We start from the raw sequence: 25,347 nt of genomic DNA, 5'->3' as shown, positions 1-25,347 counted from the left end.
CAAACGCCGGCTGGTGTGCTCGAAATTCTGACTTGCCAGCAATGCTAGGGCCGGCAAGGCCGGGAGGCCAGCAATGCTAGGGCCGGCAAGGCCGGGAGGGATGAGAGTGTGAAAAAGGGTTATCGCGAGCTGCTGGACGAGGCGAACGCCGTGATCGAGGTGGTTTCGCCGGAGGAAGCGGCCGGGCTGCTCGACGATGAAGACACGATCTTCGTCGATCTGCGCGATCCACGCGAAGTGGAACGCGACGGCAAGATTCCCGGCGCCAAGCATGTCACGCGCGGCATGCTGGAGTTCTGGATCGACCCCGAAAGCCCTTACCACAAGCCGTTCTTCGCCTCGGGAAAGAGCTTCGTGTTCTTCTGCGCCGGCGGCTGGCGCTCGGCGCTGGCCACAAAGACGGCGCAGGACATGGGGCTTTCGCCGGTCAAGCACATCCTTGGCGGCTACACCGCCTGGAAGGCCGCCGGACTGCCGGTCGAACCCGGCGAGAAGAAGAAATAATCTCGACCGCCGCTCAGTGCAGCAGCAATGGCTCGCGATGCGTCACGAAGCCGACCGCGCGTTCGACCACGCCCTTGTCGGCGAGAATACGGCGGTGGCCGAGCCCGTCGGCCCAGTAGAGCCGCACATGGCCGCCGGCGCCGGCATAGCGCCTTGCATGATCGGCCGACACTTCGCGATCGTCCTGCGCATGGATGACCAGGGTCGGCACCGGCGCCTGGGCGAGCTGACGGTCGCCGGTGAATTCGTGCAGCGGCCGGCCGGAAAGATGCTCGACCCGGTCCGCCATGGCGGCTTGCGAGCGCGGGCCGACATTCAACATATGACTGAAGTCGGCAAAGATCGCCGGCAGGGAACTTGGCGCCGCGATCAGCACCAGGCGTCCGGCCGCCAGCGGCGGAATGTTCTTGACCGAACCGGCGATGGCATTGGCGGCGACGGCGCCGCCGAAGGAATGGCCGACCGCCGCCACGAAGGGGCCGAACCATTCGCCGGCAATTCGCACCGCATCCACGGCATTGACCATGTTCAGGCGCCGGCCCTGCGACTGGCCGTGGCCGGGCAGGTCAAGCGAAACGACCCTGTAGCCGGCGGCGCGATAGCCTTCGATCAAGGCGCGCATATATTCGGTGCGCGAGCGCCAGCCATGGACGACGAGCACCGTGCCGGCGGCCGCCCTGCCCGGCTCGGGCCGGAACTCGTGCACCATGACGCAGCCGGTCGCGGTCTTCAGTCGGTGATGTCGCGCCTCGGTCATGAACCCGGCCGCACGCTCGACAGCGCGGCGCTCGCCATCGCTGAGCACCTTGACATTCGGGGTGCGGCAGAACAATTCGAACGCCGCGCGTCCGCTAAGCCGCGGCGCGACACGCTCTGCCGCACCGAACACGCCCCGGATGACCTTCAGCCCGAATGATGCCATAGTGAAAATCCATCCATACGTTCAAGCATGAACATAATAGTTCAAAGATGAACAATAAACAAGAGCTGCCTTGGGACAACCCCCGTTTCCGCAACTGGGTCGCGGTGGCGCGCGCATGCCATGTGCTGGAGCGCACGCTCGCGGTGAAGCTTGCACCGCTCGATTTGAAACCGGCGCAGCTCGACGTGCTGATGAACCTCTATCGCCACCCCGGCATGTCGCAGCACGATCTTGCCCGCAAGCTGCTCGTCGGCCGCTCCAACATCACCATGCTTTTGCCGCAGCTGGAGGCGCGCGGCCTGCTGCGCCGCGAAGGTGATGAGAAGGACAAGCGCATCCTGCGGCTCGCGCTCACCGAGGCCGGCGAGGCGCTGCTGATGCAGGCGCTGAAAGTGCATATGGCGCTGATCGAGAAGGCGATGAGCCAGTCGACGCCGGAACAATGCGACATGATCGGCGAGCAGATGCGCAAGATCTATGATGTGCTAAAAGAGGCGTGACGACCTTTCAGCCAGACCTACCACATCGTCTTCTTCGCCCGCTCCGGCCATTCCTTGTCGTAGGTTTCGCCGTCGATGTTGCTGCGGCTGGTGATTTCCAGGATTTGTCCGGGCGTCGGCAGCGACTTCGGGTCGACGTGCCTTGCCGCGTTCCAGAGCTCGGAACGGACGATGGCCCGGGCGCATTGGAAATAGACCGAATCGATGTCGACGACGGTTACCGATCGCGCCGCCTTGCCGTCCACCGTGAATGATGCGCACAGCGCCGTATCCGTGGTGATATGAGCGCGGCCGTTGACACGCAGCGTCGTGCCGGAGCCCGGTACCAGGAACAGCAGGCCGACGCGTGGGTCGCGGATGATGTTTTTCAGCGAATCGGCGCGGTTGTTGCCGCGACGATCCGGCATCATCAGGGTTTTCGGATCATGGATGCGCACAAAGCCGGCGAGATCGCCGCGCGGCGAACAGTCCAGCCCCTCCGGGCCACTGGTCGCCAGCGCGACGAACGGCGAGGCTTCGATGAAGGCGGCATATTCGGGAATGATTTGGTCGAGTTCCTTGACCAGCGAGGCCTCGCCTGGAACGCCATAGAGCGCCTCGAGCTGCTCGACCGTGGTGATGACGGACATGTTTTCGCCTCCAAACTTTTGCCGGCGCTACGTCATATCGATGACGTTTTGACGACAGCGAGGGGAATCAATTTTAGCGGTCCCGGCTCAGGCCCTTTTCCGCAAGCTCCGCGAGATAGGCTTCCCAGCGCGCATCCTTCTCGTGGCCGAGCGTATGCAGGTAATTCCAGGTGAAGATGCCGGTGTCGTGGAAATCGTCGAAGGTGATGCGCACGGCGTAGTTGCCGACTGGCTCGATCTTGAGGATTGCGACATTGCGCTTGCCGGGGACCGTCACCCGCTGATCCGGCGAATGGCCCTGCACTTCGGCCGATGGCGAGGCGACGCGCAGCAGTTCCGCCGGCAGTTCGAACGGCCGATGGTCGGGAAAGGTGACGGACAAAAGTTTGCGGTCCTTGGAGACCCTGAGCTCTTTCGGTGCGGTCATGCTGTTCGATCCCGTCTCATCCGCCTTTCCCTACGCCGCTTCGCCAAACGGGAAAAGACCTGATGAGACCGACCGACATGCGATGTCGGCTGAGGGGTGTTACCAAAGATCGAGAGGCGGTATCTTGAATGAATGGCCGGATCGTATCACATAGCGGTATATAACGAAGCCGTTCACGGCCACGGGAAGCGCTTGCATGGACATGATTGATCCTTTCGGCCGCACGATCAGCTATCTCCGCGTGTCGGTCACCGACCGCTGCGATTTCCGCTGCACCTATTGCATGGCCGAGGACATGGCCTTCCTGCCGAAGAAGGACCTGCTGTCGCTGGAAGAGCTCGATCGGCTGTGCACGGTTTTCATCGAAAAGGGCGTCAGGCGATTGCGCCTGACTGGCGGCGAGCCGCTGGTGCGCAAGAACATCATGCATCTGGTGCGCCAGCTGTCGCGGCATCTCGCCAGCGGCGCGCTGGAAGAACTGACGCTGACCACCAACGGCTCGCAGCTGTCGCGCTTTGCCGCCGAACTCGCCGATTGCGGCGTGAAGCGCATCAACGTGTCGCTCGATACGCTCGATGCCGACAAGTTCCACAAGATCACCCGCTGGGGCCATCTCGACAAGGTCATGCAAGGCATCGATGCCGCGCAGGCGGCGGGGCTGAAGGTCAAGCTCAACGCGGTGGCGCTGAAGGATTTCAACGACGCCGAGCTGCCCGAGATGATGCGCTGGGCGCATGGCCGCGGCATGGACCTGACGGTCATCGAAACCATGCCGATGGGCGAGATCGATGCCGACCGCACCGACCAGTATTTGCCGCTGTCGCTGCTGCGCGCGTCGCTGGAACGCCAGTTCACGCTGACCGACATTCCCTTCAAGACCGGCGGCCCGGCCCGCTACGTCCAGGTCGCCGAGACCGGCGGACGGCTCGGCTTCATCACGCCGATGACGCATAATTTCTGCGAAAGCTGCAACCGCGTCCGGCTGACCTGCACCGGCACCCTCTATATGTGCCTGGGCCAGGAAGATGCCGCTGACCTGCGCGCGCCCTTGCGCGCCTCCGAAGGCAACGAGCTGGTCGCCGAAGCGATAGACGAAGCGATCGGCCGCAAGCCGAAAGGCCATGACTTCATCATCGACCGCCGCACCAGCCGCCCATCGGTATCGCGCCATATGAGCGTCACCGGCGGCTGATCTTCCCGCCGATCTGTGCAAGAATTGCCGTGCGGTCATCGACTTCGGGGCAAGACATGCGGCGGTTCTTTTCATTCGGGACGTTTTTCGCTGCGATCGCGGCGAGCACGGCAATTGCCGCGCCGTTCACCTATGTGAACGAGCGCTTCGGCACCGTCTGCACCTTTCCCGAGGAAATCTTCACCGAGCACCAGCCCGAGCCCGACAATGGCGACGGGCAGCAATGGCTGAGTGCCGATGGTGCCAGCCTGATCTGCTCGGGCATCCTCAACATCGACGACGATACGCCGAAAGGCTTTGTCGCGGCGCAGAAGGCGAGCAACGAGCCGGGCTACAAGGTGACCTACAGCAGGGCCGGAAAGGACTGGGCAGTGCTGTCGGGCTTGAAGGAAGGAAAGATCTTTTACGAGCGGCGCCTGTTTGGTGGAGATGGCGTCATCCGCACGGTCTGGGTCGACTACCCTCCGGCCCTGAAGTCGAAATACGACCCGCTGGTCGGCGCCATTGCCGGCAGTCTCAAGGGACCATGAACGTTTCGGACCACACCCCAGAAAAAGTCTTGTTCGCGAACCGCAGCCGGATTTACGGCCAGTCTGTTCCAGCCTAGCCTTTCTCTGGAAGCGGCTCTTCGCTCACAGGGGGAATACATCATGCGCAAACTCATTCTTTCTCTCGCCTTGCTCGGTCTCGCGGCCGCGCCCGCCGCGGCGCAGTCGATCGGCGGCACCTATACGGTCGCCGGCACCAACTTCGACGGTTCGGCCTATGGCGGCGAAGCCACCATCACGCTGACCAGCGGGACGACCTGCGCGATCCATTGGGAAACCGGTGGCTCATCTTCCGACGGCATCTGCATGCGCAACGATGACGCCTTCTCCGCCGGCTATGTCATGGGCAAGGATATCGGCCTCGTCGTCTACAAGATGACGGACGACGGCTCGCTGCATGGTCTGTGGACCATCGCCGGCAAGGAAGGCAATGGCACCGAGGTGCTGACGCCGAAGAAGTAAGTTCTGCCGCCATTGCAGGTGATCTTCTGGGCCACAAACAAGGCTGTGGCCCAGCCCTTTGCTATTGCTGTTTCATGCCCGGCTGTTACAGGCTTGCTGCCTGAAGCGCGTCGCGTTTGAACGGATTCAGGTGACGCGCTTTAGGTCTTTGTTTCTTATGCATGCCGTTTCCCAAAAATCGAGGTCACTTTTGGGCGACATGCATTAGCAGAACCGGTAGCCGTCTTGCCCCTGTCACCAAATATTCGCGGCGCGTTGTTCATGATGGTGGCGATGGCCGGCTTCTGCCTCAACGACGCCATCACCAAATACTCGTCACAATCGATGAACATGGCGCAGGTCATGTTGATCCGTGGGGCTTTCGCTTCGCTTTTCGTTGGCTTGCTCGCCTGGCAGCGCGGCGCGCTCGCCCGCCCGGGCTCGATGCTGCAGCCTCTGGTGGCCCTGCGCGTGATCAGCGAGGCCGGTGCCACGGTGAGTTTTCTCGTCGCCCTCGCCCATTTGCCGATCGCCAATGTTTCGGCGGTGCTGCAGGCGCTGCCACTGGCGGTGACGATGGGGGCCGCGCTCGTCTTTGGCGAGGCTGTCGGCTGGCGGCGCTGGCTGGCCATCGCCATCGGATTTGCCGGCGTGCTGATCATCGTGCGGCCTGGCTTCGAAGGGTTCAGCATCTACTCGCTGGCGGCGCTGGCCAGCGTTGCCTGTTGTGCGGTGCGCGATCTCGCCACCAAGCAAATTCCCAAGGCCATTCCGACATTGCTGGTGTCGACGGCAACCGCGCTTGCCATGACCATCGTCGGTGCGGCGCTGTTGCCGGCAATGGGCGGCTGGACGCCGATGACGGGGGACAGCACAGCCCTGCTGGCCCTGGCGGCGGTGCTGGTGCTGATCGGCTACCAGTTCATCATCATGGCGATGCGGGCGGGCGACATCTCCTTCATCGCGCCGTTCCGCTATACGGCCCTGATCTGGTCGATCCTGCTTGGCCTGTTCATCTTCGCCGATATCCCCGATCCGCCGATGATCGTCGGCGCCACCATCATCATCGGCTCGGGCCTCTATGCGCTCTACCGCGAGCGGGTCGCCGGCCGGCGCAAGATCGTCGCCGAAAGCACGGGGCCGAGCATGGTTCCGGACGGAATCTAGCCAGATCAATGAAGGTTCTTGTGATTTCCGACGGCTGGCGTACAGGCTTCGTGGCATGAAGCGAGACATTGCGGGGATCATCCTGGCCGGTGGCCAGTCGAGACGGATGGGCGGCGGCGACAAGAGCCTGTTGCCGCTTGGCGATGGCTGCCTGCTTGACCAGGTCGTGTCGCGCTTCACCCCGCAAATAGAATCGCTGGCGCTCAGCGCCAATGGCGATCCTGCACGATTCCTGCGCTTTGGACTGCCGGTGCTTGCCGACAGCGTGCCCGGCTTTGCCGGGCCGCTCGCCGGAATCCTGACCGGCCTCGAATGGGCCGCGGCCAATACGTCTTGCAAAGCGATCGTCAGTGCTGCCGGCGACACGCCTTTCCTGCCGTTGAACCTTGTCGAGCGTCTGGCAGCGGCCGCCGATCAAAGTCCCGGTTCGATTGCCGTTGCCTGCTCGGCCGGCAAGCGGCACCCGACCTTCGCGCTCTGGCCGCTCGGCTGCCGCGATGCCTTGCGGCACTTTCTGGTCGACGAGGATATCAGGCGGGTTTCGGCTTTCATCGACCGGCACGGTTTTGTCGAGGTGGAATTCCCTGTTCTGCAATCGGCGGGGGTCGACCCTTTCTTCAACATCAACGATCCGGACGATCTTGTGTCTGCCGAGCGTCTGTTGCAGAGCATCAAGCCATGAACAGACGCGTCTTCGGCATCACCGGCTGGAAGAATTCCGGCAAGACGACTTTGACCGAAAGGCTGGTCACCGAACTTGTCCGGCGCGGCTGGAAAGTCTCGACGGTGAAACACGCCCATCATGATTTCGACATCGACAAACCGGGCGCCGACAGTTTTCGCCACCGGCAGGCTGGCGCCACCGAAGTCGCGATCGTCTCCGGCGTTCGCTGGGCACTGATGCACGAGCTGCGCGGCGAGGACGAGCCGACATTGGAGACTGTCCTGTCGCGGCTTGCCCCTTGCGACCTTGTGCTGGTCGAGGGCTACAAGCGCGAAGCCCATGACAAGATCGAAACCCGCCGGCTGGATGCGAAGGACCGTACGCCGCTTTCGGCGGAGGATCCCAACATCGTCGCTGTCGCCGCCGATTTTGCGATTGAAGGCGAGCTGCTGCCGGTATTCGATCTCGACGATGCAAAATCGATAGCCGACTTCATCGAGCGCACCACTGGGCTCGTTGCTTGAGCGCTGACGCAACGGCAGAATAGCCTTGCCCATTTTTGTGGTTTTGCAGTTGCTTTTTTCTTGGAAAGAATGGGAGTATCGCGCCAGCGGGCGGTCAAAAGCACCGCCCCACAGAGCCGTTCGGAACGACGGCCGGGACCATAAAGAGAGGACTATCATGCGTATTGCACTGCGTATCGCGCTCGCCGCTTCGGCCGCGCTGCTGACGCTCGGCGTAGCTCAGGCCCAGGAAAAGACCCTGAAGATCGGCACCGAAGGCGCCTACCCGCCATTCAACAACCTCACCGCCGATGGCCAGCTCGTCGGCTTCGACATCGACATCGCCAAGGCGCTTTGCGATGAGATGAAGGTCAAGTGCACCTTCGTCGCCCAGGATTGGGACGGCATCATTCCAGCCCTCCAGGCCGGCAAGTTTGACGCCATCGTCGCCTCGATGTCGATCACGCCCGAGCGCAAGGAAAAGGTCGACTTCTCGAACAAATACTACAACACGCCGTCGGCGCTCGCCGTGCCGAAAGACTCGACGTTGAAAGGCGTGACCAAGGAAGATCTCGCCGGCAAAACCATCGGCGTCGCCACCACCACCACGCATTTCAACTATGCCTCGAAGACCTACACCGACAGCACCGTCAAGGGTTATCCGAGCAGCCCCGAGGAGCAGGCCGATCTTGCCAATGGTCGTCTCGACGCCATCCAGGACGATATCGTCGTGCTGCAGCAGTTTCTGGATTCGCCTGATGGCGCCTGCTGCAAGATTCTCGGCCAGCCTTCGCCGCAGCCGGTCGAGATCTTCGGGCCGGGCGCCGGCATTGCCGTGCGCAAGGGCGAGACCGACCTGGTCAACAAGCTCAATTCGGCCATCGACGCCATCCGCGCCAATGGAAAATACAAGGAAATCAACGACAAGTACTTCAAGTTCGACGTCTACGGCGCCGAGTCCTGATAAATACGGTCAAGACGGCGGGGAATTTCCCCGCCGTCTTTCTATTCGTCTTGGGAATGCCGTGGAGATAAGACCGGTCGATGCCAGCCCAGAGCATATGGACACTTCTCAGTTGGGGACCCGAAGGCTGGCTTGACGATATTGCCTATGGCGCACTGATCACCATTGCGCTTGCGCTTGCCACGCTGCCCATCGGCCTGGCGATCGGCTTTTTCATTGCACTCGCCAAGCAGTCCGAAGAACCCTCGTTGCGCCTTGCCGCCAACATTTACACCACCGTCTTTCGCGGCCTGCCGGAGCTGGTGACGCTTTTCCTGTTCTTCTTCGGCATGCCGATCCTGCTGCAGCATCTCGTCAGGTACTTCCGGCCGGACACCACCATCGACGTCAACAGCTTTGTCGCCGGTATGATCGTGCTTGCGCTGATCTTCTCGTCCTATGCCAGCGAGGTTTTCCTGTCGGCCTTCCGGGCCATTCCGAAAGGCCAGTATGAGGGTGGCTATGCCATCGGTCTTTCGAACTGGCTGACCATGCGCAAGGTGATCGTGCCGCAACTGCTGCGCATCGCGTTCCCCGGACTGGAAAACTGCTGGCTCAGCCTGCTCAAGGACACGTCCCTGGTATCGGTCGTCGGCCTGGCCGAGACGCTGCGCAATGCCAGCATTGCCGCCCGCGTCACCAAGCACGCTTTCCTGTTCTTCGGCGTCGCCTCCCTGGTCTTTCTTGCCCTGGCCGTCCTGTCGTCCTTCGCCACCAGCGCGATTCTGCGCTCGCTTGGCCGGCGGGAGGCGCAACGATGAGCGCCACGGCCACCATCGTCGAACGGCCCCCGCCCCGGGCGCGCGGCTGGCCGCGCAGGCGTATTGCCGGTTATGCGCTGGTCTGCCTGTGGATTTTGTTCGGCATTGGCATCGTCAGCTATCTCTTCCTTGCCTGGAACCCTGAGTTCTTCGCCAAATATGCGCCAGCCTATTTGCGAGGGCTTGGGGTAACGCTCTCGCTGGTTTCCATATCGATGGTGCTCGGCGCGATCCTGTCGGTGCCCGTCGCTTACGGGCGCATGTCCAAGAACCGGATCCTGTCCGGCCTCGCCTATTGCTACGTCTATTTCTTCCGCGGCACGCCGCTGCTGGTCCAGACTTATCTCGTCTATTACGGATTGGGCTCGTTCAGGGTCGAGCTCCAGTCGATCGGCCTCTGGGACTTTTTCAAGGACGCGTTCAATTGCGGCGTCTTTGCCTTTGCGCTCAACACCGCCGCCTATCAGGCCGAGATTCTGCGCGGCGCCATCGAGAGCGTGCCAAGAGGGCAATGGGAAGGGGCGGCATCGCTTGGTCTGCACAAGTTGCAGACCTTGCGCAAGATCATCCTGCCGCAAGCCTTGATCGTCGCCTTGCGGCCCTATGGCAACGAACTGATCCTGATGGTCAAGGCGTCCGCCATCGTCGCCATCATCACGGTCTATGATCTGATGGGCAATGCAAAGCTCGCCTTCGCCAACTCGTTCGACATCCAGGCCTATATCTGGGTCGCGCTCGTCTATCTGGTGATGGTCGAGATATTGCGCCATGGCGTCGAATGGATCGAGCGCCGGATCACCGTTCACCTGAAACGCTGACTATTTCAATTCAGCTGCACCAGCCGATCCTGCCCTACGCGTCTTGACGAATTGAGCGCAGAGCCTAGAGCTTTCGCAGCAAATTCCGTTTCTGAAGGGCAAGCTCATGGCATCTGTTGCATTTCTCGGTCTTGGCGTGATGGGCTATCCGATGGCCGGGCACTTGAAGAACAAGGGTGGCCATGATGTCACCGTCTACAACCGCACCAAGGCCAAGGCCGAGCAATGGGTTGGCCAGCATGGCGGTAGCCTTGCGGCGACGCCAGCACAGGCCGCCGAGGGCAAGGATTTTGTCTTCTCCTGTGTCGGCAATGACGACGATCTGCGTTCGGTGACGACCGGTCCGGAAGGCGCCTTCAAATCGATGAAGAAGGGTTCGGTCTTCATCGACAACACCACGGCCTCGGCCGAGGTCGCTCGCGAGCTGGCGGCGGCGGCGGAAGCCGGCGGGTTTTCGTTTCTCGATGCGCCTGTCTCGGGCGGCCAGGCCGGCGCCGAGAACGGCGTGCTGACCGTCATGGTCGGCGGCGAGCAGGACGCTTTCGACAGAGCGAAGCCTGTTATCGACGCTTTTGCCCGCATGGTCGGCTTGATGGGGTCGGCCGGTGCCGGCCAGCTCACCAAGATGATCAACCAGATCACCATAGCCGGCCTCGTCCAAGGCCTGGCCGAAGGCATCCATTTCGGCAAGAAGGCCGGACTCGACATCGAGAAGGTGATCGAGGTGATTTCCAAGGGTGCCGCCGGCTCCTGGCAGATGGAGAACCGCCACAAGACAATGAATGCCGGCAAATATGATTTCGGCTTCGCCGTCGACTGGATGCGCAAGGATCTCGGCATCTGTCTGGCCGAGGCCGATCGCAATGGCGCCAGACTGCCGGTGACAGCACTTGTCGACCAGTTCTACAAGGATGTGCAGGCGATGGGCGGCAAGCGCTGGGACACGTCCTCGCTGCTGGCGCGCCTGGAGAAGTAGGTTTCCGCCGTGGCAGAGCTCTCACCTCAATCCACAGCCGCGGAAATCGTCGCCCATCTTCGCGCTATCGGGTCGGAGGAGAACCGCCTCGGCATGTTGCGCTACGGCATCAAGATCGACCGTGCGCTTGGTATCTCGCACGGCATGCAGCGGCAGATCGCCAGGAAGATCAAACGCAACCACGAGCGCGCCTTCGAGCTATGGGACACCGGCATCATGGAGGCGCAGTTCATCGCCTCCGTCACGGCTGACCCGAAACGGTTTTCTGCTGGAGATGCAAGACGATGGGCGGCCAGCTTCGACTCCTGGGACATCGTCGACGGCGTCTCCGACCTCTTTGTCGACACGGACGCCTGGAAAGAACTGATCCCCGAGTTCGCGGCCGATGAGCGGGAGTTCGTTCGGCGCACGGCCTTCGCGATGATGGCCTGGTCTGTCGTCCACCGGAAGAAGGAGCCGGGGGCGACCTTCCTCGCCTTCCTGCCGATCATCGAAACGCATGCCAACGACAGCCGCAATTTCGTGAAGAAAGCCGTGAACTGGGCGCTTCGGTCGATCGGCAAACGATCAATGGACATGCACGGCGCTGCCCTGGCTGTCGCCGAACGATTGGCGCAGTCGGCAGACAAGACGGCGCGCTGGATCGGCAAGGACGCCGTAAGGGAGCTGTCCAATGCCAAGACGCTCGCGCGGATCGTCGCCAGGAAAGGCTGACGGCGCGGAAATCCGCTTTCCGGCATGTCTGGATCTCGCCGACATGTGAAGTGGCTGCCGGCATGTGATGCGGCTGCCGACATGTGATGCGGCTGCCGACATGTGATGCGGTGGGAGCGTTGACGTCGTTGACAGCGGCGTCTTTACTTGAGCTTCAAAGGGACGCGGCCATGAGCAATCCTCCCAAATCAATCCTGGCCTTCGCAGCGGCATTGTTTGTGTCCGCGGCCACCGATGCCTCGGCCGAGACCGCGCACATATTCTGGAAGGATCTGCGTCCGGCTACGCAATCCGCCGCCGAAAACGTCGGGCTGCCGATGATCGCGGCAAAATTGCCCGACCATGGCGAGACGCTGTCCGTCAACCTGCAGGACAAAAGCATTCAGTTGGCCGGCTACGCATTGCCGGTCGATCGCGACGGCGATCTTGTCTATCAGTTCTTGCTGGTGCCGTGGACGGGTGCGTGCAGCCACATGCCAACGCCGCCCCCCAACCAGATCGTGCTGGTCACGCCGGCACGTCCCTACAAAATGTCCGAGGCCTATCAGCCGGTCGCGGTCACCGGCGCGCTGAAGCCGGACATGGAGAAGAGCCAGCTGTTCATCCTCGACGGCGTCAGCGTCATCCAGTCTGGCTACAGCGTCCGCAAGGCAGACGTGGTCGCCGTCGGCAGCGTACCGGACACCGTCACCCTGCCGGTCAACTCGCCCTGGAGTTTCCTCAACAAAAAGAAGAACTAAGCAGGACAACCTGCTGCAGCTCAGGCAGCGTTGGCACCCGATTCCTTGTCCAGCACCATGTAGTCGAGCGGGATTTCGGTCGTGTACTTGATCTGCTCCATGGCGAAGGACGACGACACGTCACGGATTTCGATCTTGGCGATCAGCCGCTTGTAGAAGGCGTCATAGGCGGCGATGTCTGGAACCACGACGCGCAGGAGATAGTCGACGTCACCGCTCATGCGGTAGAACTCGACCACCTCGGGAAACTCCTGGATGACTTCCGAGAAACGCCGCAGCCATTCATGGCTGTGCGAATTGGTGCGGATCGACACGAAGACGGTGACGCGCACATTGACCTTTTCATGGTCGAGAATGGCAACGCGCCGCTTGATGACGCCTTCCTCCTCGAGCTTCTGGATGCGCCGCCAGCAAGGTGTTGTCGACAGCCCGACTTTCTTGGCGACGTCGGCGACCGCGAGTGTCGCGTCCTCCTGCAAAAGACGGAGAATTTTTCTATCGAGGCGGTCCATATTTTGCTCCCCAGGGGAATAGATTGGCTATACTCCCCCTTATTCCGACCTTTCACAAGAAAGAAATTCTGCCAATTGACGGAAAAGCGAGTGATTTCTTGCTGTAAGGTCAGCCGAGGCGATATCGGATTTCCGAACGCAGAAAAGGCAGCAAATCCATTTCAAACCATGAATTCTTCTTCAGCCAGCCGGTGTTGCGCCACGAGGGATGCGGCAGCGGCAGCACTTTCGGACCGACGGAATTCTCCCAGATGGAGCGCCAGTCCATGACCGTTTCGGTCAGGGAGGGCCGGCGCGCCGCACCCATGTGCCAGGACTGCGCATAGATGCCGATCGTCAGCACCAGATCGATCTGTGGCATCGAGGCCATCAAAGGCGCGCGCCAGGCCGCCGCGCATTCGCGCCTCGGCGGCAGATCTCCCCCCTTGGCATCCTGGCCGGGAAAGCAGAAGCCCATCGGGACGATGGCGAATTTTTCGATGTCGTAGAATTCGTCGCTCGTCACGCCAAGCCAACTGCGCAGGCGGTCGCCGGAGGCGTCGGTGAACGGCATGCCCGACAGATGCACCTTGGTGCCGGGCGCCTGGCTGGCGATCAGGATACGAGCGCTGGACGAAGGGCGCAGCACTGGTCGTGGCTCATGCGGCAACGGCTTGCCGGCCGGATTTTCCACGCAGATACGGCAGGCGCGGACCCTGGCGACGAGGTTTTCGAGTTCAACAGTCATTCTCAGGCTGATGCGCTCGGCCGGCTGGAGACGGCCTGATGCCAGCGCAACACATTCGCGCAGTCATCCGGCACCTTGATGCGTGCCGGCTTCATGAAGTCGACGGCGATCAGGCCGGTGATGTCGGCGATCGAATAGCTGTCACCGGCGATGAACTCCCGGCTGCCCAGTTCGCCGTCCAGAAGCCTGAGGAACGCCACGGCCTTCGGCTTATTGGCCTCACCCCATTCGGGGAACTGCGGGATTTCCCATTCCTTCATCGCCGGATGGGTGTGCCGGAAAGCCTGCGTGACGCAGCTGAGCAAATTGAATTCCATCCGTCGCTGCCACATCTCGACCTGCGCCTTGCCGAGTGCGCCACGCCCGAACAGGGCCGGTTCGAGATGCAGTTCCTCGAAATAACGGCAGATGGCGACGGATTCCGTGATGATGGTGCCGTCGTCGAGTTCCAGCACCGGCAGGCGCAGCAAGGGATTGCGCGAGCCGACCACCTGTTGCCTGTGTTCCAGCGCCCCCATGTCGATGGGCACCTGTGGAACTTCGATGCCTTTCTCGGCCAGGAAAACGCGGACCCGCCTCGGGTTGGGCGCCCGGCCACCGTCGAAGAGTTTCATTCCATCCTCCTGTTCGTTCTCGGTTCCAGTTCCAGGATGTGCATCACCAGAAGCGAAAAATCTCGCGCACGGCATCGCCGATCGACGCCAGCGTGCCGTGCTTCTTCTCGACGACTTCGCCGTGATGGCTGTCTCGCCAGTCTTGCGGCTGATCGAACGTTCCCGCCCAGATGCCGGCCTTTCCCGCGCGGGCGATGGCTTCCTCGCTCTCGAAGTCACCATAGGCAACCGCCCAGCCCGCCTCGACCTGCGCGCGGTTGAGATTCTTGCCGCCGGCGGTGCAGTCGCCGAGCAGCCGGCCATAACGATCACGCTGCCAGCCGGTACAAGAGACGGGCTTGCCGGCGATCAGGCGAACGAGCGACTGACGCGCAAGCGTGCCGCAGGAATAGTCCGCGCCGTTCTTGCGGCAGGTCTGCGTATATTCCGGAGCATCGATGCCGCGCATGCGGATACGCTCGGTGCCAAGCGTGATCGAATCGCCGTCGTTGATGATTGCCACGCCTTGCGTTTTGCGTGTCTCCACCCGGTCGAGGCGGGCCGCCAGCAGGATCAGCAGTCCGAGGATGATGACGGCAAGCCCGTAATCCACCAGCCGGCGCCACAGGCTTCTGGGGCGCGCAACGTATCGCCGGCGCGGTCTTGGCGACCACGAGCGGCTCATATGGCAAACGGTTGGTTAATCATTCGAACGTAGCTTAACACTTGGAAACCGCTGCTCGCATAAATTGAAGTTTTGATGCCCTTGCAACGCTCGAACACAGCGGACAAGTTCATTGTGGACCGCAGGAAACCTCATCGCAACAGCGATGTGGCGCGCGCGGTGCGCAAGACGCGTGACCGTCTTTCGCAGCAGGCCGGCAATCCCGATTTCGATCGCGAACTGTTGAAGCTGCATGCCCGCGCGATGACCAGCGGCGCCATCGCCATCCCGCTTCTTGTTCTGGCGATCGCGGCGGCCGGCCGGCTGGCCGGAATCGGCAACGAGATCGGGCTCTGGGCGCTGTTCACCCTGACCTGCTACACCATCGTTGCCTTCATGGCGCGGCGCATCGAGCGCACGGAAGCTTCCGAGCTCAACCCTTCGCAAGCACGACGAGAATTCCTGATCGGCCATTTCCTGTGCGGTCTCGGCTGGGCATGGTTTGTGTGGCTTGGCTGCAGCGTCTGCGAGGTCGATCCGTTCCACATCGTCAAGGCCGTGGTGCTGTTGTTCGCCATGGCGGCGACCGCGGTGATGACCTCGTCTCTGCGCGGGGCACTGTTGGCCACCTTTGCCGTTCCCGTGGCGCTCTACGCTTATGCCGGCGCCAAGCTATGGATGCCGGTCGAGGCGATCATGGCCGCGCTGCTGGTCATGTCGCTGCCGTTCTTCGCCTATGTGGCCCGGCATCTCAACCACTCGTCCCTGATGATGTTGTCGTTCCGCTCCGAAAAGGATGCGCTGATCGCCGAACTGGAGACGGCGAAATCGATGTCGGACGAGGCGCGGCGGCGGGCCGAGGACGCCAATCTGGCGAAATCGCGGTTCCTCGCTTCGATGAGCCACGAATTGCGCACGCCGCTCAACGCCATTCTCGGTTTTTCCGAGGTGATGTCGAACGAGGTGCTGGGGCCGATGAGCAATCCCACCTATCGCGACTACGCGCATGACGTGCACGAATCCGGCCAGCATCTGCTCGATCTGATCAACGAGATCCTCGACCTGTCGCGCATCGAGGCCGGCCGCTACCAGCTCAACGAAGAACCGGTAATGCTGCTTGGTATCGTCGAGGACTGCTGTCACATGATGGAGTTGAGGGCGCGCAACAAGGATATCCGGGTCGTCCAGGATTTCGAGCACGAACTGCCGCGCCTTTTCGCTGATGAGCGTGCGGTGCGACAGATCACGCTCAACCTTCTGTCGAATGCCATCAAGTTCACCGCCACCGGCGGTGAAATCCGTGTCCGCGTTGGTTGGACGGCGGGCGGCGGACAATACATTTCGATCAAGGACGACGGTCCGGGCATACCGGAAGACGAGATCCCGATCGTGCTTTCCGCCTTCGGCCAGGGCTCGATCGCGATCAAGAGCGCCGAGCAAGGCACCGGGCTTGGCCTGCCGATCGTGCAAGGGCTGCTCGCCATGCATGGCGGCGAGTTCGAGCTTCATTCCAAGCTGCGCGAAGGCACCGAGGCGATCGCCATCTTCCCACTGAGCCGGGTGATGGAGGAACTGCCAGCACTGCCGACCGCGGCGGTGGCGGCTCGACGACGGTAAGCGTCGCGGCGAACTGTGTCGATGGCCAGCAAGAAGGACGGCGCCCCACGATGGCAGAAGGTGATTGGCACGTCGTTGGCATAGAGATCCACTCGGACCGCCTTCGCTTGAGGCTGTTTACAGCCGACGACGCTGAAGACCTCTTTTTCGCCATCACTCCCGCCATCACCCGTTTCATGCAGTGGGAACCACCTCGATCACTGGCGGCCTTGCCAAAGTATGGCGATCCTGGCTGACGCCAATCCAGGACGGATCGGATTTGCACTTTGTTGTGCGTGCATTGGCGGACGATCGCTGTCTGGGACTTGTCGGCCTTCATGCAGCGAAGACCGTGTGTCCCGAACTCGGGATCTGGATCAGGGAAGACGCTCAAGGAAACGGCATTGGCCAAGAGGCAATTGCTGCTGTCGCGGAGTGGGCCTCCGAGGCACTTGAACCGGACTGCTTCGAATATCCGGTTGCCGAAAGGAACGTGGCCAGCAGAAGAATAGCGGAACGCCTTGGAGGCGTAATAGTCGGCGGCCGCTCCAACCCAAAATACAACGCTGTCGTCTATCGCATTCCCAATCTCCGGCGCTAATACCTCAAGACTCTAGCCGCGTACTGCCGCAGCCATGCCCGAACTGGTCAGCGCGGCGGCCTTGACCAGCCCCGCGGCAAGGGCGGCCCCTGCCCCTTCGCCATGGCTGATGCCCAAATCGAGCAACGGGCGCAGGCCGAGCCGTTGGGCGGCGCGTGCATGCGCAGGCTCTGGCGACAGGCTGGCCAGCAGGCAATGATCGAGCGCGGTGGGATTGACGCCATGCAGTACCGCTGCGGCTGCCGTGGCGGCCAATCCGTCGAGCAGCAGCGGGATTTTCTGCATGCGCGCGGCAAGGATGGCGCCGGCGATTGCTGCGAATTCACGGCCGCCGACCCGGCGCAGCGCCTCGAGCGGGTCGCCGAGATGGCCGTCATGAAAAGCCAGCGCAGCATCGACCACGTCGGCCTTGCGTGCCTGCATGGCCGCATCGGCCCCCGACCCCGCGCCGACCCAGTCGGCGCCCCTGCCCCCGAACAGCGCCGCAAACAGGGTGGCGGCGACGGTGGAGTTGCCGACGCCGAGATCGCCGAGACACAAAAGGTCGGTGCCGCCGGCGATCGCTTCCATGCCGAAGGCCATGGTGGCGGCACAGCCACGCTCGTCGAGCGCAGCATCCTCGGTGATGTCGGCGGTCGGGACGTGCAGGGCGAGATCGAAGACCTTCAGTCCGAGATCGTTGGCGATGCAGATCTGGTTGATCGCGGCACCTCCGGCGGCGCAAAGCTCGACCGCATTGGCGGTCGCCGCCACCGGCCGTGGCGAAATGCCGTGGCGCGTGACGCCGTGATTGCCGGCAAAGACCGCCATCAGCGGTCTTGTCACCGCGGGCGGGGCCCGCCCGCTCCAGGCTGCCAGCCACGCGGCGATGTCCTCGATACGGCCAAGCGAATTGCCTGGTTTGTCGGCCTTGGCAAACAGCATGCGCACGCGGGTCTCGGCTGCCGTGTCGGCCGTCGGCAGATTGGCCAACAGGTTGCGAAAATCGTCGAAAGGCAGTGCGCTGGTCATCTTGTTGTCGATCATTCCCTGGAGTTGGTGAGCGGCATAGCCGCCTTGCGAGGTTGGCACAACCTCCGGGATGATGGGCCTGCATTTGACGCAAAGCCGGCCCCGAAGGGCGCAATCGCGAGGGCTTGCATTGGCTTTGCCGTTGCACCATGTGGAGGTGGAACAAGGGATTCCGGATGGAAGCCCAAGAGAAAGTCATGACGGTCATCGAATCCCCGTGCATCCTGGTCTGTTCGATCGACATGAAAACCGGCTTCTGTTTCGGTTGCGGCCGCACGCGCGAGGAAATCGGCGCCTGGATCGGGATGACGACGGAAACGCGCCGCAGCGTCATGGCGCAATTGCCGGCCCGGCTGGAAACGGTCGAGCGCCGGCCGCGCCGGGAAACGCGCCGCACCCGCATGACGCGCGAACGCGACGCGCTATCGTGAGGTGCGGATGAGCCGGTTGTTCTGGATCTTGATGGCCGCGATCGGGGTGGGAGCAGTCCTGCTCATGCTCAACGATTCCGCCGGCAGCACGCTCGGCGTCGAGAACAACGATTTCAGCCGACTGATCTGGCTCGGCGCCTTTGGCGCCCTTGTCGGCGCCGGCCTGCTTCGCTCGGGCCGGCCCCTGGGCGCCATGGCCCGCAACCTCGGCGCCTGGGCGGCGATCGCACTCGCGCTGATCGCTGGCTACCAATATCGCTATGAGTTGCAGGATGTCGCCAGCCGGGTGACCGCGGGCCTTGTTCCCGGCAGCCCGCTTGCGCTCGGCGTCGAAGACGGTCACGCCACGGTGACGCTCGACAAGGCCGACAACGGCCATTTCGAAGCGCGCATCCTGGTCAACGGCAACCCGGTCCGGGCCGTGGTGGATACGGGTGCAACCAGCACCGTGCTGACGTCACAGGATGCGCAGGCCGCCGGATTCAATCCGGCCGCGCTCAACTACACCATACCGGTTTCGACCGCTAACGGCATGGCACGCGCCGCGGCCGTGAAAACCGATCAGATTGCGATCGGCGGCATCATGCGCAGGGATATGTCGGTGATGATCGCCGCACCCGGCATGCTCAGCCAGAGCCTGCTCGGCATGAACTTCATCGGTTCATTGTCGGGTTTTGACGTGCGCGGCGACCGCATGATCCTCAGGGATTGATCCCCAAAACTCAAGCCGCTTCGGCTGCTGCTCCACCGAACTCGACGGCCGCGAAAGCCGTCTTCAGCACGTCCGGGCCGGCGCCGGGTTTTGTCGCGTCGGTGGACAGGATCTGCCGGTAGCGGCGCGCACCGGGCAGGCCATGGAACAGTCCGACCATATGGCGGGTGACATGGCCAAGCCGGCCACCCTGCTCGATATGGCGTGCCGCATAGTCCGCCATGGTATCGATCAGCGCGGCAAAATCGAACGGCTCGGACTGGACGCCGTAGAAAGCGGCATCGACGCCGGCCAGAATGCCGGGCGTGTGGTAGGCGGCGCGGCCAAGCATGGCGCCGTCGACGTGACCGAGATGCGCCTGGGCCTCTTCAATCGACTGAATTCCACCATTTATGCCTATGAATTTGTTGTTCTTTTTTGCCTTCAGTCGATAGACTCTGCTGTAATCGAGCGGCGGGATGTCTCGGTTTTCCTTGGGACTCAGCCCTTCCAGCCACGCCTTGCGTGCATGCACCCACAACGCGTCGGCGCCGGCATCGAAAACCCCATCCGCCAGCGCATCGAGGGCTGGTTCCGGGTCCTGCTCGTCGACGCCGATGCGGCATTTGACGGTGACGGGAATTGTCACCGCCGCCTTCATCGCTGCGACGCAGCCGGCGACGAGGTCCGGCACCTTCATCAGGCAGGCGCCGAACGTGCCCGACTGAACGCGGTCCGACGGACAGCCGACATTGAGGTTGATCTCGTCATAGCCAAAAGCCTCGCCGATGCGGGCAGCCTCGGCGAGCTTTTCACGATCAGAGCCGCCGAGCTGCAGCGCGACCGGATGTTCCGTCGCATCGAAGCCGAGCAGCCGCTCGCGCGCGCCGTGAATGACCGCGTCGGCCACCACCATCTCGGTGTAAAGCAGTGCATGGCTCGTCAACTGGCGGTGGAAGAACCGGCAATGCCGGTCCGTCCAGTCCATCATAGGCGCAACGGAAATCCTATGAGCTTGATTTATCACGCTTTTTCTCGTATTTTCAGGGCCTTAAAACGTGCACACGTTCGCCGTTTGTACGACATGATATCCGTCAGTTTTCGCATTTTGTACTCCTCCCTGTGCACACAGCGTGCACGAAAAAGAGACCACCCATGGCATCCATCAACAAGTTGGCTTCCGGCAAGTGGCGTGTGCAGGTTCGCTGCAAGGGCCACTACCTCACCACCAGCTTCTCGCTCCGCAAGGACGCCGAGATGTGGGCGCGCCGAATTGAGCGAGAAATCGACCTGGGTCAGAAGCCTGCTCCCAAGCACAAGGACGGGATCAAAACGGTTTCCGACCTGATCGACCTGCATATCGCGGATATGACGGAAGTTGGCAAGGTGATCGGGCGTTCGAAGGCATTCAGCCTGGACCTGCTACGAGCCAGGCTCGGAAGGCTCAACATCGCCGATCTTAATCGCGAACAGGTCATCAAGTTCGGCAAGGAACGAGCCGAGGAAGGCGCCGGACCTGTCACCGTTGGAATAGACATCGGATACGTCCGGACATTGCTGGTGCACGGCGCGGCTGTGCATGGACTGCCTTATTCAGCGGAGCCGGTGGAGCTTGGTCGTGTCGCCCTCACCCGCTTGGGTCTTGTTGGCAAGGGCAACGAGCGCGATCGGCGACCGACGCTTGAGGAGATAGAGGCCCTGATCCGATACTTCAGAGGAAACAACTTCCAGATTATCCCCGTCGATAAGATCATTCGCTTTGCGATCTCAACCGCCATGCGGCTCGGGGAAATCTGCAACGCCACCTGGGAGGACCTCAACGACCGCAACAACACCCTGCTGATACGAGATCGCAAGGACCCACGCCACAAGAAGGGCAATCACATGCGTATCCCGCTCCTCGATGTGAGTGGTTACGACGCCCGCGCGATCCTCGAAGAGCAGCGTTTCTCCACTGAGGGAAAGGGACGCATCTTTCCCTACAATGGGAAGTCGACCGGAACCGCCTTCCGACGTGCGTGTCATGAATTGAAGATCGAGGACCTGCACTTCCACGACCTGCGTCACGAAGGTACAAGCCGCCTGTTCGAAGCTGGCTTCACCATCGAGCAGGTCGCGATGGTCACCGGGCACAAGGATTGGAAGATGCTCCGCCGCTATACCCATTTGAGGCCGGAGCATCTTCATGTGATCGCGGCGAGGCTTCAACAGACACCGCCAAATACGGAGTTGCGGCAAGCAATCGGCTAATACCACCTTGCCAGACATCCGGCGTTGCTAGGAGGACAACGACGAATCCAGGATGGATTGAGCGATGTTGTCACGGGTCGCAAGGATTGGAAGATGTTGCGGTGATATACGCAACTCAGCCGGAAACCCTGCACACAATCCGAGTTGCAATGGTAGCCTAGCCGACTACCAATAAATCGACGCTTACCGAGGAATACCTATCAACCTCTCGTAGGCAGCTCCGTGGAAAAGGCAGCGATGATCGCCTCGAGCGACACATTCAGTGCGTTGGAAAAGGTCCTGCCCTTCTGCCAAATCGCCACGTAGTGATACAGCGCGGATGGTTCCACTGGCTTTATTCCCAGGTTAAACGCCGCGTACTCGCGCACGATGATCTCGTTAGTGATCGAAATGCCTAGGCCAGCCGAAACGTATCCGGCTTCGTGACCGTTGCAATCGAATTCCACCAGTATGTTCGGCTCAACGCCGGCGAAGCGCAAGGCATTGAAGTTCATTTGGTGAGCGGCGAATTGGGGATCGATATCGACGATCGTTTCGCCTGCCAGGTCTTGGGCCTCAATACAGGTCTGTTTTGAGAACCGATGATCGGGATGGAAAATGCACACGTTGCGCGCTGATCCAAGCGGCGCCCAATCAAACAGACTTGGATCCAGCGGCAGCCTCGAGATTCCGAGTTCGGCACGCCCGGCCAGGATGTGCTCGCCGATCTGCTCGTAGCTTCCCGAAATCGACCGAACATTCGAAGCGGTTCTTGAGTGGATAATCGCCACAACCTTGGGCAAGGTCACGAAACCGAAGACAGAAGGCGCGGCAATGGCAATCCGTTGCTTTTCCTCGTTCTTCATAGCGAAGATCGATGCTTCCAACCGATCTAGGGACGTCAGGGCGAGTTCTACGTTTCGTAGGAGTTCCCAGGCTTCCTGCAAGGGGAAGATCCGGTTGGCTGATCTCTTGAAGAGTGTGATGCCGAGCGTGGTCTCGAGCTGCTTCACATGTTGACTGACGGCGGGCTGGCTTATCCCGAGCGCTGCCGCCGCTCGCCTTGTCGAACCGGCCCGCAACACTTCTCGGAAGACCTTCAGTTGACGGAGCTTCAGGTCGCTCTGCAGCAACTCCATTCCCTGCGCTCCTTTCCCTGATAACGCCCACCCGGGAAGCAGATACCGCTAACCTGGGGAGCAACGAACCGCTTCAGTATATAACGGTGCGTTATAGATAAAATAATAAAAATTATAGATTGAGTGTGTAATTTCAAGCGTTAGAATTGGGCAATATCTCCAATTAACTCCAAATTACCAATATAACAATTCGCAACCTTGGGTTATACGACTTGGTCTGAGTGACACGGACCGTCGTATCTCGCGGTATTGCGAGCCAAGGAACGCGCCCCATGGGTGGTTTTACTGCTCAGTTTGTTGTCGCACTCACCGTGACCATAAGCCTGGCTCTTGTCAGCGGCTGCCTGGGTACGGCATTCGGGCTGTTTCTGGCCATTTCGAAGGGCACGGCACAGCCGCGCCTCAACAGCGTCGTGACGGCCTACACGACGGTTGTCCGTGGTGTACCAGAACTTCTCATTATCCTGCTCATCTACTTCGGCGGAACGACCCTCGCCAGCAAGATCGCCGGCCGGTACGTGGAGGTGAACGCATTCACCGCAGGCGTTATCGCGCTCTCGGTCGTCTTCAGCGGCTATGCGACCGAAGTGTTTCGCGGCGCGATTGCGGCGGTGCCAGCGGGTCAAGCCGAAGCGGCAAAGTCGCTTGGGCTGAACACCTGGCAGCGCTGGGTGTTCATCATCGGACCGCAGATGCTGCGGCTGGCGCTGCCGGCCTATGGCAATCTCTGGATTTCGCTTTTCAAGGACACCGCCCTGGTCTCGATTGTCGGTCTGACCGATATCATGCGCGTCGCGTATGTAGGGGCCGGATCCTTACGCGCACCATTGACCTTCTACCTTGCGGCCGCCGCTCTCTACCTCTCGCTGACCACCGTCACGCTGCTGTCGATCCGGCTGGCTGAGCGACGCTATCCAGCCCTCGGCCGGTAAGAGGGAGCGACCATGAACCTCGGCTTGATGTTTGACGCATGGTTGTCCTGCCTTCGGGCATTGGCCTCACCTTGACCCTGACGGTCCTGTCGCTGACGGCCGGATTTCTTCTATCGGTGCCGCTGGCCTTCATCCGCGCGTATGGACGTCCCGGCCTCTCGCTCGCGGTGCTGGCATATACCTATGTCATCCGCGGAACGCCGATGCTCGTCCAGCTCTTCCTGCTCTACTACGGCCTCGCTCAGATCGAGGCGGTGCGAGCCAGCATCTTCTGGGTGATCCTGCGGGATCCATTCTGGTGCGCCCTTCTGACATTTTCGCTGAACAGCGCGGCACACACCACCGAGATCCTGTGCCGTGGTCTCCAGTCCGTGCCGAAGGGCGTCACCGAGGCGGCCACGTCTCTCGGCTTGAAACGCTTCCAGATCGCTCGCCTAATCACCTTCCCGATCGCTTTCCGGATATCGCTCCCGGCCTACGGCAACGAGATCGTCGGGATGATCAAGGGCTCGTCGGTCGCGAGCACCGTGACGCTGCTTGAGATCACCGGCATGGCGAGACAGATGGTGTCGACTACGTTCGCGCCGTACGAGATCTTCATCGTCGCTGGAGCGATCTACCTTTCTCTTACCTCGATCGCGGTGAAAGCGATCCAGTTGCTGGAGCGATGGCTTTCGACCGACGGCCATCCGGTGCGTCGACGAAAGGCGCGAGTGCGCTCAGCCCTACCTGACCCAGAGATCACGACGCCCCTGCCCTGACGCCGCAGGTTCTGAGCTCCCGTTCCATCCAAACCAACGAAGAGGTGCATCATGCGCATACCCCTGGCTATTGCTTTTTCTATCGCATCCCTGATGTCGGCATTCCCCGCCGGCGCCGAAAGCGGGCGCGTCATATCGATTGCCACTGAAGGTGCCTCGCCGCCTTGGGACGGCACCGACGCGAACGGTCAACTCTACGGCTACGATATCGATGTTGGACAGGAGCTGTGTCGTCGCATCGCGATCAAATGTACCTTCGTTCCGCAGGATTGGGACGGGATCATCCCGGCACTGCTTGTCGGCAAGTTCGACGTGATCATGTCCGGCATGGCGATCACGGAAAAACGCAAGCAGTCCATCGCGTTCTCGATCCCCTACGCCACCGGCTTCAACCAGTTCGTGGTGCGCAAGGACCTGGGTCTCGACGCCGGCGACACCAAGGAAAAGGTCAACCTCTCGACGATCGGGGACAAAGAGAAGGCGACCATCGAACGCCTCAGATCGACACTCGCCGGCAGGGCGATCGGGGCCCTGCGCTCGTCGAATTCGGAAGCCGTCGTGAAGGAAATCCTGGGCGATGTCGTGACCATCCGCAGTTATGACAGCCAGGACAACATGAAGCTCGATCTTGCCGCGGGTCGCATCGACGGCGGTCTCGCCGACTATTTCACCTGGCGGGATTTTCTGGAGACGCCTTCCGGCTCGGATGTGGTGTTTTTCGGCCCTGAACTGAATGGCGGGCTCTGGGGGCCGGGCGTTGGCGCAGGTCTGCGCAAAGACGATACGGAGTTGCTCGCCAAGTTCAACGCGGCCATCGACGCGGCCACCAAGGATGGAACGATCAAGGCGCTGAGCCTGAAATGGTTCAAGAGCGATATCTCACCGGCCCTCTCGCAATAGGCGGCAACCGACTTCGACATTGACGTGGCGCGGGCCGGAACGCCTGCGCCC

At 61.5% G+C, this 25,347-nt stretch carries 32 protein-coding genes; 22 read left to right on the top strand and 10 right to left on the bottom strand.

From position 1 onward, the window contains the following. Positions 1-108 precede the first annotated feature (108 nt). Positions 109-504: a rhodanese-like domain-containing protein gene (locus tag NKI66_RS03670; protein ID WP_023813962.1), complete on the top strand. Its 396-nt coding sequence runs from the start codon at positions 109-111 to the stop codon at positions 502-504. A 13-nt stretch (positions 505-517) separates the two neighbouring features. On the opposite strand, the gene NKI66_RS03665 is transcribed toward NKI66_RS03670, so the two are convergent. Further along, entirely contained in the window at positions 518-1,426 is a 909-nt protein-coding gene (locus tag NKI66_RS03665) for an alpha/beta hydrolase (protein ID WP_023813961.1), read from the bottom strand. Positions 1,427-1,473: 47 nt separating this feature from the next. On the opposite strand from NKI66_RS03665, the gene NKI66_RS03660 reads away from it, so the two are divergent. Further along, positions 1,474-1,926, top strand: a complete 453-nt coding sequence (locus NKI66_RS03660) for a MarR family winged helix-turn-helix transcriptional regulator (protein ID WP_023813960.1) — start codon at positions 1,474-1,476, stop codon at positions 1,924-1,926. A gap of 17 nt (positions 1,927-1,943) precedes the next feature. Here the strand turns inward: NKI66_RS03660 and NKI66_RS03655 are convergent, their stop codons facing one another. Further along, positions 1,944-2,555 carry a pyridoxamine 5'-phosphate oxidase family protein gene (locus NKI66_RS03655; RefSeq protein ID WP_352721504.1) on the bottom strand — a complete coding sequence of 204 codons (612 nt, stop codon included), beginning with the start codon at positions 2,553-2,555 and terminating at the stop codon, positions 1,944-1,946. A 73-nt stretch (positions 2,556-2,628) separates the two neighbouring features. Next, positions 2,629-2,982, bottom strand: a complete 354-nt coding sequence (locus tag NKI66_RS03650; protein ID WP_023813958.1) for a gamma-butyrobetaine hydroxylase family protein — start codon at positions 2,980-2,982, stop codon at positions 2,629-2,631. A gap of 196 nt (positions 2,983-3,178) precedes the next feature. Between NKI66_RS03650 and moaA the strand changes: the two genes are divergently transcribed. From moaA to NKI66_RS03590, 12 genes are all read left to right on the top strand, one after another. Further along, a complete protein-coding gene (gene moaA / locus NKI66_RS03645) occupies positions 3,179-4,174 on the top strand; it encodes a GTP 3',8-cyclase MoaA (RefSeq protein WP_031213805.1) in 996 nt (331 codons plus the stop codon). Between the two features lie 56 nt (positions 4,175-4,230). Continuing rightward, a complete protein-coding gene (locus tag NKI66_RS03640) occupies positions 4,231-4,704 on the top strand; it encodes a hypothetical protein (RefSeq protein ID WP_023813956.1) in 474 nt (157 codons plus the stop codon). Between the two features lie 120 nt (positions 4,705-4,824). After that, on the top strand, positions 4,825-5,184 hold the full coding sequence (locus tag NKI66_RS03635) for a hypothetical protein (RefSeq protein WP_023813955.1): 360 nt from the start codon (positions 4,825-4,827) through the stop codon (positions 5,182-5,184). Positions 5,185-5,409: 225 nt separating this feature from the next. Continuing rightward, complete coding sequence (locus tag NKI66_RS03630; RefSeq protein ID WP_023813954.1) at positions 5,410-6,330, top strand: DMT family transporter; 921 nt, start codon at positions 5,410-5,412, stop codon at positions 6,328-6,330. Positions 6,331-6,385: 55 nt separating this feature from the next. Continuing rightward, on the top strand, positions 6,386-7,012 hold the full coding sequence (mobA, locus tag NKI66_RS03625) for a molybdenum cofactor guanylyltransferase MobA (RefSeq protein ID WP_023813953.1): 627 nt from the start codon (positions 6,386-6,388) through the stop codon (positions 7,010-7,012). Further along, positions 7,009-7,518 (top strand): molybdopterin-guanine dinucleotide biosynthesis protein B, encoded by a 510-nt coding sequence (gene mobB / locus NKI66_RS03620; RefSeq protein ID WP_023813952.1) that lies wholly within the window; start codon positions 7,009-7,011, stop codon positions 7,516-7,518. Before mobA ends, mobB begins: the two co-directional genes overlap by 4 nt. Positions 7,519-7,675: 157 nt before the next feature. Next, positions 7,676-8,461 (top strand): ABC transporter substrate-binding protein, encoded by a 786-nt coding sequence (locus tag NKI66_RS03615; RefSeq protein WP_023813951.1) that lies wholly within the window; start codon positions 7,676-7,678, stop codon positions 8,459-8,461. Between the two features lie 80 nt (positions 8,462-8,541). Continuing rightward, positions 8,542-9,261, top strand: coding sequence for an ABC transporter permease (locus NKI66_RS03610; protein WP_352552218.1), 720 nt, complete (start codon positions 8,542-8,544; stop codon positions 9,259-9,261). Then, entirely contained in the window at positions 9,258-10,079 is an 822-nt protein-coding gene (locus NKI66_RS03605; RefSeq protein ID WP_352721507.1) for an ABC transporter permease, read from the top strand. The genes NKI66_RS03610 and NKI66_RS03605 overlap by 4 nt, the downstream gene beginning before the upstream one ends. Positions 10,080-10,185: 106 nt before the next feature. Further along, complete coding sequence (locus NKI66_RS03600; RefSeq protein ID WP_352552222.1) at positions 10,186-11,055, top strand: NAD(P)-dependent oxidoreductase; 870 nt, start codon at positions 10,186-10,188, stop codon at positions 11,053-11,055. A 9-nt stretch (positions 11,056-11,064) separates the two neighbouring features. Then, positions 11,065-11,769: a DNA alkylation repair protein gene (locus NKI66_RS03595; protein ID WP_352721509.1), complete on the top strand. Its 705-nt coding sequence runs from the start codon at positions 11,065-11,067 to the stop codon at positions 11,767-11,769. Positions 11,770-11,939: 170 nt separating this feature from the next. Continuing rightward, complete coding sequence (locus NKI66_RS03590; RefSeq protein WP_352721511.1) at positions 11,940-12,509, top strand: DUF3299 domain-containing protein; 570 nt, start codon at positions 11,940-11,942, stop codon at positions 12,507-12,509. A 20-nt stretch (positions 12,510-12,529) separates the two neighbouring features. Here NKI66_RS03590 and NKI66_RS03585 read toward each other — a convergent pair whose 3' ends face one another. The 4 genes from NKI66_RS03585 to NKI66_RS03570 form a co-directional block, all read right to left on the bottom strand. Then, positions 12,530-13,021 carry an Lrp/AsnC family transcriptional regulator gene (locus tag NKI66_RS03585; protein WP_006205209.1) on the bottom strand — a complete coding sequence of 164 codons (492 nt, stop codon included), beginning with the start codon at positions 13,019-13,021 and terminating at the stop codon, positions 12,530-12,532. 109 nt (positions 13,022-13,130) lie between these two features. After that, positions 13,131-13,811: a uracil-DNA glycosylase family protein gene (locus NKI66_RS03580; protein WP_352721571.1), complete on the bottom strand. Its 681-nt coding sequence runs from the start codon at positions 13,809-13,811 to the stop codon at positions 13,131-13,133. Next, on the bottom strand, positions 13,751-14,362 hold the full coding sequence (locus tag NKI66_RS03575) for a glutathione S-transferase (protein ID WP_352750951.1): 612 nt from the start codon (positions 14,360-14,362) through the stop codon (positions 13,751-13,753). Before NKI66_RS03575 ends, NKI66_RS03580 begins: the two co-directional genes overlap by 61 nt. A gap of 43 nt (positions 14,363-14,405) precedes the next feature. Beyond that, complete coding sequence (locus NKI66_RS03570) at positions 14,406-15,026, bottom strand: thermonuclease family protein (RefSeq protein ID WP_023813943.1); 621 nt, start codon at positions 15,024-15,026, stop codon at positions 14,406-14,408. Between the two features lie 75 nt (positions 15,027-15,101). Between NKI66_RS03570 and NKI66_RS03565 the strand changes: the two genes are divergently transcribed. Both NKI66_RS03565 and NKI66_RS03560 read left to right on the top strand, forming a co-directional pair. Further along, positions 15,102-16,622, top strand: coding sequence for a sensor histidine kinase (locus tag NKI66_RS03565; protein WP_352721515.1), 1,521 nt, complete (start codon positions 15,102-15,104; stop codon positions 16,620-16,622). Positions 16,623-16,803: 181 nt separating this feature from the next. Further along, positions 16,804-17,202: a GNAT family N-acetyltransferase gene (locus NKI66_RS03560; protein ID WP_352750948.1), complete on the top strand. Its 399-nt coding sequence runs from the start codon at positions 16,804-16,806 to the stop codon at positions 17,200-17,202. Between the two features lie 12 nt (positions 17,203-17,214). On the opposite strand, the gene NKI66_RS03555 is transcribed toward NKI66_RS03560, so the two are convergent. Beyond that, positions 17,215-18,213, bottom strand: a complete 999-nt coding sequence (locus tag NKI66_RS03555) for a nicotinate-nucleotide--dimethylbenzimidazole phosphoribosyltransferase (protein WP_023813940.1) — start codon at positions 18,211-18,213, stop codon at positions 17,215-17,217. Between the two features lie 197 nt (positions 18,214-18,410). Between NKI66_RS03555 and NKI66_RS03550 the strand changes: the two genes are divergently transcribed. Both NKI66_RS03550 and NKI66_RS03545 read left to right on the top strand, forming a co-directional pair. Further along, a complete protein-coding gene (locus NKI66_RS03550; protein ID WP_352442418.1) occupies positions 18,411-18,644 on the top strand; it encodes a DUF1289 domain-containing protein in 234 nt (77 codons plus the stop codon). Positions 18,645-18,651: 7 nt separating this feature from the next. Then, entirely contained in the window at positions 18,652-19,356 is a 705-nt protein-coding gene (locus NKI66_RS03545) for a TIGR02281 family clan AA aspartic protease (protein WP_023813938.1), read from the top strand. A 10-nt stretch (positions 19,357-19,366) separates the two neighbouring features. Here NKI66_RS03545 and dusA read toward each other — a convergent pair whose 3' ends face one another. Beyond that, a complete protein-coding gene (gene dusA, locus NKI66_RS03540) occupies positions 19,367-20,362 on the bottom strand; it encodes a tRNA dihydrouridine(20/20a) synthase DusA (protein WP_352750946.1) in 996 nt (331 codons plus the stop codon). Positions 20,363-20,490: 128 nt separating this feature from the next. On the opposite strand from dusA, the gene NKI66_RS03535 reads away from it, so the two are divergent. Continuing rightward, a complete protein-coding gene (locus tag NKI66_RS03535) occupies positions 20,491-21,585 on the top strand; it encodes a site-specific integrase (RefSeq protein WP_352750944.1) in 1,095 nt (364 codons plus the stop codon). Between the two features lie 200 nt (positions 21,586-21,785). On the opposite strand, the gene NKI66_RS03530 is transcribed toward NKI66_RS03535, so the two are convergent. Then, positions 21,786-22,703: a LysR family transcriptional regulator gene (locus NKI66_RS03530; protein WP_352750941.1), complete on the bottom strand. Its 918-nt coding sequence runs from the start codon at positions 22,701-22,703 to the stop codon at positions 21,786-21,788. 272 nt (positions 22,704-22,975) lie between these two features. Here NKI66_RS03530 and NKI66_RS03525 point away from each other — a divergent pair, with 272 nt between their 5' ends. Genes NKI66_RS03525 through NKI66_RS03515 form a run of 3 tightly spaced genes read left to right on the top strand, consistent with a single transcriptional unit; the run spans position 22,976 to position 25,296 of the window. Continuing rightward, positions 22,976-23,635 carry an ABC transporter permease subunit gene (locus NKI66_RS03525; RefSeq protein ID WP_352750938.1) on the top strand — a complete coding sequence of 220 codons (660 nt, stop codon included), beginning with the start codon at positions 22,976-22,978 and terminating at the stop codon, positions 23,633-23,635. A 38-nt stretch (positions 23,636-23,673) separates the two neighbouring features. Next, a complete protein-coding gene (locus NKI66_RS03520; RefSeq protein ID WP_352750935.1) occupies positions 23,674-24,396 on the top strand; it encodes an ABC transporter permease in 723 nt (240 codons plus the stop codon). A gap of 51 nt (positions 24,397-24,447) precedes the next feature. Further along, on the top strand, positions 24,448-25,296 hold the full coding sequence (locus NKI66_RS03515; RefSeq protein WP_352750932.1) for a transporter substrate-binding domain-containing protein: 849 nt from the start codon (positions 24,448-24,450) through the stop codon (positions 25,294-25,296). The last annotated feature ends 51 nt before the right edge of the window (positions 25,297-25,347 follow it).

Source organism: Mesorhizobium sp. M0518, assembly GCF_040321125.1.
In the GTDB taxonomy this organism is placed as follows: domain Bacteria; phylum Pseudomonadota; class Alphaproteobacteria; order Rhizobiales; family Rhizobiaceae; genus Mesorhizobium.
This window is presented reverse-complemented; position numbering and strand designations above follow the sequence as displayed.

What these genes read in the sequence shown, in the direction of transcription:
- NKI66_RS03665 (WP_023813961.1), bottom strand. Translation starts at nt 1,426, where the DNA reads ATGGCATCATTCGGGCTGAAGGTCATCCGGGGCGTGTTCGGTGCGGCA.
- NKI66_RS03660 (WP_023813960.1), top strand. Translation starts at nt 1,474, where the DNA reads ATGAACAATAAACAAGAGCTGCCTTGGGACAACCCCCGTTTCCGCAAC.
- NKI66_RS03655 (WP_352721504.1), bottom strand. Translation starts at nt 2,555, where the DNA reads ATGTCCGTCATCACCACGGTCGAGCAGCTCGAGGCGCTCTATGGCGTT.
- NKI66_RS03650 (WP_023813958.1), bottom strand. Translation starts at nt 2,982, where the DNA reads ATGACCGCACCGAAAGAGCTCAGGGTCTCCAAGGACCGCAAACTTTTG.
- moaA (WP_031213805.1), top strand. Translation starts at nt 3,179, where the DNA reads ATGGACATGATTGATCCTTTCGGCCGCACGATCAGCTATCTCCGCGTG.
- NKI66_RS03640 (WP_023813956.1), top strand. Translation starts at nt 4,231, where the DNA reads ATGCGGCGGTTCTTTTCATTCGGGACGTTTTTCGCTGCGATCGCGGCG.
- NKI66_RS03635 (WP_023813955.1), top strand. Translation starts at nt 4,825, where the DNA reads ATGCGCAAACTCATTCTTTCTCTCGCCTTGCTCGGTCTCGCGGCCGCG.
- mobA (WP_023813953.1), top strand. Translation starts at nt 6,386, where the DNA reads ATGAAGCGAGACATTGCGGGGATCATCCTGGCCGGTGGCCAGTCGAGA.
- mobB (WP_023813952.1), top strand. Translation starts at nt 7,009, where the DNA reads ATGAACAGACGCGTCTTCGGCATCACCGGCTGGAAGAATTCCGGCAAG.
- NKI66_RS03615 (WP_023813951.1), top strand. Translation starts at nt 7,676, where the DNA reads ATGCGTATTGCACTGCGTATCGCGCTCGCCGCTTCGGCCGCGCTGCTG.
- NKI66_RS03610 (WP_352552218.1), top strand. Translation starts at nt 8,542, where the DNA reads ATGCCAGCCCAGAGCATATGGACACTTCTCAGTTGGGGACCCGAAGGC.
- NKI66_RS03605 (WP_352721507.1), top strand. Translation starts at nt 9,258, where the DNA reads ATGAGCGCCACGGCCACCATCGTCGAACGGCCCCCGCCCCGGGCGCGC.
- NKI66_RS03600 (WP_352552222.1), top strand. Translation starts at nt 10,186, where the DNA reads ATGGCATCTGTTGCATTTCTCGGTCTTGGCGTGATGGGCTATCCGATG.
- NKI66_RS03590 (WP_352721511.1), top strand. Translation starts at nt 11,940, where the DNA reads ATGAGCAATCCTCCCAAATCAATCCTGGCCTTCGCAGCGGCATTGTTT.
- NKI66_RS03585 (WP_006205209.1), bottom strand. Translation starts at nt 13,021, where the DNA reads ATGGACCGCCTCGATAGAAAAATTCTCCGTCTTTTGCAGGAGGACGCG.
- NKI66_RS03575 (WP_352750951.1), bottom strand. Translation starts at nt 14,362, where the DNA reads ATGAAACTCTTCGACGGTGGCCGGGCGCCCAACCCGAGGCGGGTCCGC.
- NKI66_RS03570 (WP_023813943.1), bottom strand. Translation starts at nt 15,026, where the DNA reads ATGAGCCGCTCGTGGTCGCCAAGACCGCGCCGGCGATACGTTGCGCGC.
- NKI66_RS03565 (WP_352721515.1), top strand. Translation starts at nt 15,102, where the DNA reads ATGCCCTTGCAACGCTCGAACACAGCGGACAAGTTCATTGTGGACCGC.
- NKI66_RS03555 (WP_023813940.1), bottom strand. Translation starts at nt 18,213, where the DNA reads ATGACCAGCGCACTGCCTTTCGACGATTTTCGCAACCTGTTGGCCAAT.
- NKI66_RS03550 (WP_352442418.1), top strand. Translation starts at nt 18,411, where the DNA reads ATGACGGTCATCGAATCCCCGTGCATCCTGGTCTGTTCGATCGACATG.
- NKI66_RS03545 (WP_023813938.1), top strand. Translation starts at nt 18,652, where the DNA reads ATGAGCCGGTTGTTCTGGATCTTGATGGCCGCGATCGGGGTGGGAGCA.
- NKI66_RS03535 (WP_352750944.1), top strand. Translation starts at nt 20,491, where the DNA reads ATGGCATCCATCAACAAGTTGGCTTCCGGCAAGTGGCGTGTGCAGGTT.
- NKI66_RS03530 (WP_352750941.1), bottom strand. Translation starts at nt 22,703, where the DNA reads ATGGAGTTGCTGCAGAGCGACCTGAAGCTCCGTCAACTGAAGGTCTTC.
- NKI66_RS03525 (WP_352750938.1), top strand. Translation starts at nt 22,976, where the DNA reads ATGGGTGGTTTTACTGCTCAGTTTGTTGTCGCACTCACCGTGACCATA.
- NKI66_RS03520 (WP_352750935.1), top strand. Translation starts at nt 23,674, where the DNA reads ATGGTTGTCCTGCCTTCGGGCATTGGCCTCACCTTGACCCTGACGGTC.
- NKI66_RS03515 (WP_352750932.1), top strand. Translation starts at nt 24,448, where the DNA reads ATGCGCATACCCCTGGCTATTGCTTTTTCTATCGCATCCCTGATGTCG.